Annotated in this window: 1 protein-coding gene; it reads left to right on the top strand. The window is 61.9% G+C overall.

The genetic code is table 11. From position 1 onward, the window contains the following. Nucleotides 1-87 precede the first annotated feature (87 nt). Nucleotides 88-876, top strand: coding sequence for an SDR family NAD(P)-dependent oxidoreductase (locus NKJ73_RS34050; protein ID WP_352572762.1), 789 nt, complete (start codon nt 88-90; stop codon nt 874-876). The last annotated feature ends 158 nt before the right edge of the window (nt 877-1,034 follow it).

The following is a 1,034-nucleotide window of genomic DNA, read 5'->3' as shown; positions in this document are numbered from 1 at the left end:
TTGACATTTACATGATGCCCATCATATTTAGCCGCAATCATGATGATCGTCATGAATATAGGTTCCATCAGAGAAAAGAGCAATGCCATGACCACCATTCCATCAGTCCTCATCACCGGCGCCTCCACGGGCATCGGAGCTTCCTATGCCGAACGGTTCGCCCGCCGCGGACACGACCTCGTGCTGGTTGCCCGTGACGTGGCACGAATGGAGGCACTGGGAGCCCGGCTCCGTCAGGAAACTGGCGTTGCGATCGACATCGTCCAGGCTGATCTTACGCAGCCTGCCGAGCTTGCAACGGTAGAGACGAGGCTGCGCGATGACGCCCGCATCGGGATTCTCGTCAACAATGCCGGAACAGCCATCGGCGGAAGCTTCATCGAGCAGAGTACCAATGACGTCGCCCGGCTCGTTGCGCTCAACACGACCGCGCTTCTGCGACTTGCCAGCGCCATCGCCCCGCGACTTGCGAAGGCGGGTGCAGGGGCGATCGTCAACATCGGTTCCGTGGTCGGGCTGGCGCCGGAGTTCGGCATGACGGTCTACGGCGCAACCAAAGCCTTCGTGCTGTTTCTGTCGCAGGGGCTCAGCCTCGAGCTTGAGCCGAAGGGCGTCTACGTCCAGGCCGTGCTGCCCGCCACGACGCGAACCGAGATCTGGGGCCACGTCGGCGCCGACATCAACACGCTCTCCAACGTGATGGAGGTGGACGATCTGGTTGACGCGGCGCTGGTCGGCTTCGACCGCCGCGAACCGGTGACCATCCCGCCACTCCCCGATGCCGGTCAGTGGGACGCGCTTCAGGCCGCGCGCCAGGCCATGCTTCCGAACTATCGGAACGAACATCCCGCCGAGCGGTACCGCAAGGTCGCCTGAGCACCAACGAATCCATTTGATAACGACCTCGTCGCGGCGGGGACAAACAAGGTGACCTATGACCAACAAAGCACTTTTTGAGCCTTATTCTCTCGGCTCGCTGACGCTCTCCAATCGTATCGTCATGGCGCCCCTCACGCGCAATCGCGCTGGCCCGG

This window comes from Mesorhizobium sp. M0074, assembly GCF_040322975.1.
Classification (GTDB): Bacteria; Pseudomonadota; Alphaproteobacteria; order Rhizobiales; family Rhizobiaceae; genus Mesorhizobium.
The sequence above is the reverse complement of the archived record's forward strand: the minus strand, read 5'-3'. Positions and strand labels throughout refer to the sequence as shown.

What these genes read in the sequence shown, in the direction of transcription:
- NKJ73_RS34050 (WP_352572762.1), top strand. Translation starts at nt 88, where the DNA reads ATGACCACCATTCCATCAGTCCTCATCACCGGCGCCTCCACGGGCATC.